Raw genomic sequence first — 7,701 nt, forward strand, 5'->3', positions numbered from 1 at the left:
GCGAATGGGCGGTAGTCGACTCCGTCAAACGATTTCCTCTCCAGACGGAACCAAGGAGAGTCAACCAAATGGCGGAGAGCCAGACGCCGCCTGCGATAAACATGCCTGCAAGCGGCTTTTGCAAGAAGCCGGCGCCGACGATGACCAGCATGAACAGCGGGTTTGGCATATGCGCGAGCGCGAGCAGACGCTGCCCTTGGCTGCGATTGACGAGCTCCCTCTTGCGAAGGGAGGCTACCGCCTCGGCTCCTGCCGGATAGCCGCCAAGCCAGCCGATGACAACAGGCATTACAGCTTCTCCTGGCAGGTTGAATAATCGTTTCATCGAAGGCTGAAGAAGGACTCCCATGCCGTGGGCAAGTCCGAAGGCTAGCATGATTTCGAATAAAATGAGAAACGGGAGCAGGCCAGGAAATACCAGGTTCCACCAGACGGTCAGCCCCTTAAGCGATGCTTGGAAGGAAGCATCCGGCTGCACGATAATGGCGCCGACGAGCAGCAAGGATAAAGCAGCGAAAATGATCGTTTTGGCCATAACCGTTCAACTCCTCTTGGACAACCGTATCATTCATTAGTACGCGATTGTTGGAAAAGTTAGACCAGTCCTGCATCATCATTAGCACCGGGGGAAGAATTGGGGGATTAGAATTGGGGGAGAAGTGGTCTACGGCAAGGCGCATGATGCTGGCGGGAGGTGCGACGGCTCTTGCCATGTGGCTGCTGTTATACGCGCCGTCTCCGTATGTTGTCTATGAGCCTGGCATTGCGGTTCCCGTCGAGTCCATGGTCGTGCTGGAAAGTACGAACAGTGATGAAGGAGCATCCGGCGAAGGTGATTTTGTGCTGACGGCCGTTCGGCTGACGGCCCCAAATATTTGGGGCGTGATCAAGGCCGGCGTGGATCGAAACATGGATGTTCGCTGGAAGCGGCAAGTGTTCGGAGGGAAAACGAAAAACGAATATGTCGACCGGTTGAACGATATTATGAGCGGGTCCCAGAATACGGCTCTGCAAGCTGCTTACAATTATTCGAAAATCAAATACCGTGTCGAAAATGGGTCTGTCATTCCCGAGCAGACGGCTGACGCAATTACGATAAAAGCGAACGAGATCGGCGGACCGTCCGCCGGATTGGTGTTTGCGCTGCAAGCGATCGAGCTGCTGGAGCAAGAGGATCTATCCAGGGGATTAAAGATTGCGGCTACCGGGACGATCGACGCCGCTGGCAATGTCGGCGCGATCGGGGGCGTCAAGCAGAAGACCGTGTCTGTCACCGGATACGGCGCGGATCTGTTCATCGTTCCCAAGGGGAATGAAAAGGAAGCCCGCAGGACGGCCAAACGATTGAACGGCGACACGGTTATCGTAGGCGTGTCGTCACTTGCAGAAGCAGTGCAGGCTATATCGGCATTCGCGGTCGAACGGACAGGTTAAGCCGAGAAAAGCCGCCGATACAGCCGCTTCGCAGAATTGGTCGAAGGCCGCCATTGTCGGGGAACATTATACGATGATGGGGCGATCTCGGAAGTCGCGATATAAATCCGCAGCGGAAGCGCCGGGAACGCCAAGCCAATAAGCGGCGCTTGCCGCCGTATCCAATTCCAGATAACGATAAGTCTGCGGCGGTCGTGCCGCGCTCATTAAAACGGGAACGGCTGCCGTACGCTTCATACGTCTCAAGAGCTCCCTGCCCTTATCCGTAAAGCCAAGCACGCGTATATATTCCGTTCCTGAGCGAAGCTGCACTGCAGTGAAATCATCCTTGGCATGACCTAACAGCACGGACAACAGCGCCCGTTGGAGCTTCGTTCTCGTATACCGCTTCGTCTTAAGTTGCTCCAACAGCGATTCGAAAGTGCAATCCGCAAGCTGCGGAATGCTCTGGAGCAAGCGGTACTCCAGTCCTTCGGCAAGCTCGTGCAACTGGCTCAGTTGCTCCGCGCTCCTAGTCACTATGCCGTGCAGGAGCGGATGAATATAGTTGTCCCAGCTGACGGGGGCAAGTCCTCGCTCGATGCTTTCCGCAAGGAGGTCGCAAGTCGACGTTGGAACATACGAAGCAGCTTCAGCCAACGAACCTTCGCCAAGCACGAGCTTGCGGATGGCAGTGGCACTGGCGATCCGAACGTCCGTTATCGTCGTTTGGTTATAATCGGCTTTCTCTCGGGCAATCGTGTAAGGCTCCATCCTGCTTCCGAGACGGCGATGGGCGATCAAATAGTGCAAACCAAGCGTATGGTTAGGTTGGTCAAAAGAAAAGCCGGCTGAATCTTCGTCGCCTTGCTGAGCCAAATATGCTGCTATCGCTCCGCTGTAGGCTTGAGGATAAGCAACACCGGTATCGAGCCGTTCCTTCAGCAATCGCTTAAACGGCTCGGGTTCATGCGCCGCAAGCTCCGCGGCTCTCCGCAAGGGCGACAGTTGTCCGCTCTCCGTACCGAAACAGAAGGCGTCGACGACTCCCGTCGATTCCAGGAGGGACACCGCGCCGTAGGCGAACCATTCGGCTGCTTGGGTCGCGTAAGCGACGGGCAGCTCGATGACGAGATCGCAGCCGCCGGCGAGCGCCATTCGAGTTCGTGTCCACTTGTCGACGAGCGCGGGTTCGCCGCGCTGCAGAAAGTTGCCGCTCATGACGGCGACGACGGCATCGGCTTCCGTTATTTTGAGCGACTGTTGCAAATGATAAGAGTGTCCGTTGTGGAAGGGGTTATATTCGACGATCAGACCTACGGTACGCATGCCTCGACTCCTCGCTGTCGTTGGATGATCCTTCCACTATAGCACAAAGCCCTCTGGCACATACAGGCTAAAGCTTCGCTAGGGCAAATCCAGCAGGGGCGCAAAGTAGAGAGCGTGAAAATGTTGACAAAACGCTAGCAGAATAGATATAATAATCTTTGTTTGTTTGGGGTGATGATATGTTGTTTCAAATGCGAGAGATGATGGCTAAAGGCTTAAAGACGACGGTTAAAGAAGAGCTTGACTTAAACGATCTGTTCAAGGGACGTTCGGACGTGATTCATGCAGGACCGCTTCATGTATCGATTGAAGTGACGGGCCACGACGGTTACATAACTGCCGAGGGAGAATTGTCCGCCGATCTGGAGCTGGCGTGCTCACGTTGTCTTGAACCAACGAAGGAACGAACCGTCATACCATTTTACGAGCAGTTCAAACCAACTGAGAAAGATTCTTCGGATAACGAAGAGTCCGACGAGGACGAGAAAGACGAGTTCGTGGAAGTGGCGGGAGACAAGCTGGACCTGAAACCTTATCTGGAAGAGTCGCTTCTGCTCTTCATGCCGTTCGCGCCGCTTTGCGACAAGGATTGCAAGGGACTGTGCCAGGTATGCGGGCAGAATCTCAATGAGCACACATGCAGCTGCAAAAACGAGAAGATCGACCCGCGTTTCGCAGCTCTCAAGGATTTGTTTAAAGAGTAGCGTTTTAAATCAAGGTTCAAAAAGTTCGACGTGGCGTAAACCTCGTAGCTATGCTTCGCGATCAAAATTGGACTTTTTGAACTTCATTATGTGAAGGAGGTGGGAAAGATGGCAGTACCTCAACGTAGAACATCCAAAACTCGCCGCGACAAACGTCGTACGCATTTCAAGCTGGCAGTACCGGGCATGGTGAAATGCGAGCAGTGTGGAGAACTGAAACTGGGTCACCACGTTTGCAAAGTGTGTGGATATTACAAAACAAAAGAGATCATCTCCCAATAAGATGATACTCGAGTAACGATAGCATCTCATCTTTGATGAGATGCTATTTTTTTGAACTCCGATTGAATCGCGTTGCTCCGCAGGGGACGGCGTCAACCGTTTCACCTTGCGTTAGTTCAGGGCTGTTGCATCTCCGTGAAGAGCTGGATCAGGAGGTTTTTGTCATTCGCATTGCGCGGGACGAGTTTTTTTTATATACTGTTTTAGTACCAGGTGATAAAATGAGCTCCTATACATATAACTTTAAGAAGCGCGGGAGGCGGTGCCGATCATGGAACGAATGCCCAAACGGCAGCGGCATCAGCAGCTGTCCCAATATATAGATGAGAATCCTTTCATTACGGACAGGGAATTGACTCGTCTGCTCAAGGTGAGTATCCAGACGATCAGGCTAGACCGGATGGAGCTTGGCATTCCCGAGCTCAGGGAACGGATGAAGCTGATGGCGGAGCGTTCCTATGATTCCGTCAAGTCGCTGCCGTTGCACGAGGTGATCGGGGAGATCGTGGATCTGGAGCTCGATAAGAGCGGCATCTCGATCTTCGAAATTCGCGAAGAACATGTATTTTCCAGGACGTCCATCGCCCGCGGACATCATGTGTTCGCTCAAGCGAATTCGCTGGCCGTGGCGGTGATCAATGATGCCATCGCGCTGACGGTGACAGCGGATATCCGCTTCGTCCGTCCCGTACGGCTGGGCGAGAAGTGTATCGCGAAGGCATACGTCCGCTCCATCTCCGGAGAACGGAGCAAGTCCAAGGTGGAGCTGTTCACTTATGTAGGGGACGAAATGGTGTTCCAAGGCAATTTCGTCATTTTCAGATCAGCAGGAAATTCAGAGGATAAAGGGGGCGAGGACCATGCGAATCGCGATTGACGCCATGGGCGGGGACCACGCGCCGGATCTAATCGTAAAGGGTGCCCTCGAAGCCGCCGCGGAGTGGCCGGATACGGAGCTGCTGCTGGTCGGAGATACGGCGGCGATTGAGCCGCTGTTCGGAGGGGCCAAGCCCGACAACGTGACGATACACCACGCGGATGACGTAATCGGACCAGATGACGAACCCGTTCGTGCGGTGCGAAGAAAAAAAGGCGCTTCCATGGTGGTCGCTGGAACGCTCGTGAAAGAAGGGCATGCGGAGGCGATGTTGTCTGCAGGCAATACCGGCGCGCTGATGGCTACCGGATTGCTAGTTGTAGGCCGCATGGAAGGAATTGAACGGCCGGCGCTGGCGCCCATGATGCCCACGATGGACGACAAAGGCGTACTGGCGCTCGATCTAGGCGCCAACATGGATGCGAAGCCGGAGCATTTGCTCCAGTACGCCATAATGGGCAGCATCTACCGAGCCAAGGTGCATGGAATGGATAAGCCAAGGGTCGGGCTGCTGAACGTCGGAACGGAAGCGATGAAGGGCAACGAAATTTCCAAGGCGACGTTCGAATTGCTGGAGAAAGCCCCCATTCACTTCATCGGCAACGTGGAGGCGCGGGATGTCCTTAACCGCAACTGCGACGTGCTGATCTGCGACGGCTTCGCGGGCAATATCATGCTTAAGGCGATGGAGGGCGCAGCTGGAACCATCTTTACATCGCTGAAGGATGCGTTTGGACAATCGTTATTGACGAAGGTGGCAGCTGCGATCATGCTGCCGAGGTTGAAGCAGCTTAAGAAGAAAATGGATTACAAGGAACATGGAGGCGCTCCGCTGCTCGGCCTTAATGGACTTGTAGTGAAATGCCATGGATCATCTGATGTCGTAGCGGTCAAAAACGCGGTCCGTCAGGCGAGAGTCGCGCTACAAGCGAAGTTAATCGACTCGATTACCGCAGAAATCAACGGGAAGTGAGTGTGTACGATGAGTTTGCAGCCTGTCGGCATTATCGGCACGGGCAAATACGTGCCCGAGCGTATTCTTACGAATCATGAATTGGAACAAATGGTGGAAACGAACGACGAGTGGATCGTTACGCGGACTGGCATTCGCGAGCGTCGCATCGCAGACGTTGCGGAAGCGACGTCCGATCTCGCTTACGAAGCGGCCAAGCGCGCAATAGCTGCGGCTGGAGTCACAGCGGAGGAATTGGATCTGATTCTTGTGGCGACGATCACGCCCGACATGTTCTTTCCGTCCACTGCGTGCCTGCTGCAGAACAAGCTGGGCGCCAAAAAGGCTGCAGCGTTCGACTTGTCGGCTGCATGCTCCGGCTTTATCTACGGACTGGCAACAGCCACGAACATGATCGCAACGGGCATGTACAAGCATGTGCTCGTCGTTGGCGCGGAGACGTTGTCCCGCATCACCGATTACAGCGATCGCAATACTTGTATCCTGTTCGGCGATGGCGCCGGCGCCGTCGTGCTGGGTCCCGTAGAACAAGGACGCGGATTCCTGTCGTTCGAGCTTGGAGCCGACGGAAGCGGAGGAGAGCTGCTTAAGGTCGGAGGCGGAGGCTCGCGTCTGCCTGCATCCGCAGCTTCTATTGAAGAGAAGCAGCATTATATTTATATGGCGGGCAATGATGTATTCAAGTTCGCGGTGCGCATTATGGGCAGCGCGGCCGAGGACGCGCTGGCGAAGGCTGGCAAGACCAAGGAAGACGTCGATCTGCTCGTCCCGCATCAGGCGAATATTCGTATCATCCAATCCGCCCTTAACCGGCTGAACTTGCCGGAGGAGAAAGCGATGATCAATCTCGACAAGTACGGCAATATGTCCGCCGCATCGATTCCTGTTGCGCTGGCGGAGGCCGTGGAGCAAGACCGTGTCAAACCAGGCGATTGCATGGTGCTCGTCGGTTTCGGAGGCGGCTTGACATGGGGTTCATCCGTCCTTATTTGGTAATGATATAGATCTGTCATGGGGGGAACAGTCGTGGGGAAAACTGCTTTTGTGTTTCCTGGGCAAGGCGCCCAGGCAGTGGGAATGGGCAAGGACGCCTTCGAGGCGAATGAAGCGGCGCGTTCCGTGTTCGAGAGAGCGAACGAAGCGCTGGGCTTCGATCTGACGAAATTGATTTTTGAGGGACCCGAAGAGGTGCTGAAACAGACGGCCAATACGCAGCCTGCATTGTTGACGGTTAGCGTTGCCTATCTGGAGCTGTTGAAGGAAAGCGGACTTGCGCCGGATTACGTAGCAGGTCATAGTCTGGGCGAATACAGCGCCTTGGTCGCAGCCGGCGTTATCGGCTTCGAGGACGCGGTTTCGACCGTACGCGCACGAGGAGAATACATGGAGCATGCCGTTCCGGGCGGACTTGGCGCAATGGCGGCCGTTCTTGGCGGCGAACGCGAGAATCTGGCGAAGCTGTGCGGAGACGTTACGGCAAGCGGTACGGCTGTTGAGCTGGCCAATATCAATTGCCCGGGTCAGATTGTAATCTCAGGAACCGCGGCCGGCGTGCAAGCGGTTGTGGAACGCGGCAAGGAAGCCGGCGCCAAGCGCGTCATTCCGCTGGAAGTAAGCGGACCCTTCCATTCCTCGCTCATGAAACCTGCGGCGGAGCGTCTCGGCGAGAAGCTTGCCGGTATCGCGCTAAACGACGCGGCTGTGCCGGTCGTCGCGAACGTGACGGCTACAGCGGTAACGGCAGCGGCTGACATTCGTCATTTGCTCGTGGAGCAAGTTTATTCTCCCGTCTTGTGGGAGGACAGCGTTCGTTATCTGATCGACCAAGGCGTTGACACTTTCGTCGAGATCGGCTCCGGCACGGTGCTGGCGGGTTTGATCAAGAAGATCGACCGCGGCGTACGCGTAATGTCCGTAAACAGCCTGACATCGCTAGAAGCATTGCAAGAGGATATTCAAGTGAACCAATCATAACGATGAGCGCTCGCTCAGGATAGATGTTGAATTCGTAAAGGAGGGGAAAGGTATGACGGTATTTGCAAGCCTGGAGGGCAAAAAAGCGCTCGTAACAGGTGCTTCCCGCGGAATCGGACGAGCGATCGCGATCGCGCTGGCCGAGGCTG

General features: G+C 55.1%; 9 protein-coding genes and 1 pseudogene. 8 read left to right on the forward strand and 2 right to left on the reverse strand.

What is annotated here, in order from left to right; all coding sequences use genetic code 11:
* A partial coding sequence (locus tag PAT3040_RS20990) for a nucleoside recognition domain-containing protein (protein ID WP_373863962.1) occupies positions 1 to 535 on the reverse strand: 535 nt, incomplete at its 3' end.
* Between the two features lie 113 nt (positions 536 to 648).
* Between PAT3040_RS20990 and PAT3040_RS20995 the strand changes: the two genes are divergently transcribed.
* Positions 649 to 1,434, forward strand: coding sequence for a S16 family serine protease (locus PAT3040_RS20995; protein ID WP_146200500.1), 786 nt, complete (start codon positions 649 to 651; stop codon positions 1,432 to 1,434).
* 66 nt (positions 1,435 to 1,500) lie between these two features.
* On the opposite strand, the gene PAT3040_RS21000 is transcribed toward PAT3040_RS20995, so the two are convergent.
* A complete protein-coding gene (locus PAT3040_RS21000; protein ID WP_108994278.1) occupies positions 1,501 to 2,742 on the reverse strand; it encodes a nucleotidyltransferase in 1,242 nt (413 codons plus the stop codon).
* Between the two features lie 179 nt (positions 2,743 to 2,921).
* Between PAT3040_RS21000 and PAT3040_RS21005 the strand changes: the two genes are divergently transcribed.
* The 7 genes and pseudogenes from PAT3040_RS21005 to PAT3040_RS38840 all read left to right on the forward strand — a co-directional run.
* A complete protein-coding gene (locus tag PAT3040_RS21005) occupies positions 2,922 to 3,446 on the forward strand; it encodes a YceD family protein (protein WP_108994279.1) in 525 nt (174 codons plus the stop codon).
* A gap of 108 nt (positions 3,447 to 3,554) precedes the next feature.
* Entirely contained in the window at positions 3,555 to 3,728 is a 174-nt protein-coding gene (gene rpmF / locus PAT3040_RS21010; RefSeq protein WP_015845071.1) for a 50S ribosomal protein L32, read from the forward strand.
* A 280-nt stretch (positions 3,729 to 4,008) separates the two neighbouring features.
* Positions 4,009 to 4,605, forward strand: a complete 597-nt coding sequence (fapR, locus tag PAT3040_RS21015; RefSeq protein ID WP_179215988.1) for a transcription factor FapR — start codon at positions 4,009 to 4,011, stop codon at positions 4,603 to 4,605.
* A complete protein-coding gene (plsX, locus tag PAT3040_RS21020; RefSeq protein WP_087572606.1) occupies positions 4,589 to 5,578 on the forward strand; it encodes a phosphate acyltransferase PlsX in 990 nt (329 codons plus the stop codon). The genes fapR and plsX overlap by 17 nt, the downstream gene beginning before the upstream one ends.
* 9 nt (positions 5,579 to 5,587) lie before the next feature.
* On the forward strand, positions 5,588 to 6,574 hold the full coding sequence (locus PAT3040_RS21025) for a beta-ketoacyl-ACP synthase III (RefSeq protein WP_087572607.1): 987 nt from the start codon (positions 5,588 to 5,590) through the stop codon (positions 6,572 to 6,574).
* A 30-nt stretch (positions 6,575 to 6,604) separates the two neighbouring features.
* Complete coding sequence (gene fabD, locus PAT3040_RS21030; RefSeq protein WP_108994280.1) at positions 6,605 to 7,552, forward strand: ACP S-malonyltransferase; 948 nt, start codon at positions 6,605 to 6,607, stop codon at positions 7,550 to 7,552.
* 52 nt (positions 7,553 to 7,604) lie between these two features.
* Positions 7,605 to 7,701 (forward strand): annotated as a pseudogene (locus PAT3040_RS38840) (beta-ketoacyl-ACP reductase); the annotation flags it as partial.

It is taken from the genome of Paenibacillus agaridevorans, assembly GCF_003112455.1.
GTDB classification, from domain to species: Bacteria; Bacillota; Bacilli; order Paenibacillales; family Paenibacillaceae; genus Pristimantibacillus; species Pristimantibacillus agaridevorans.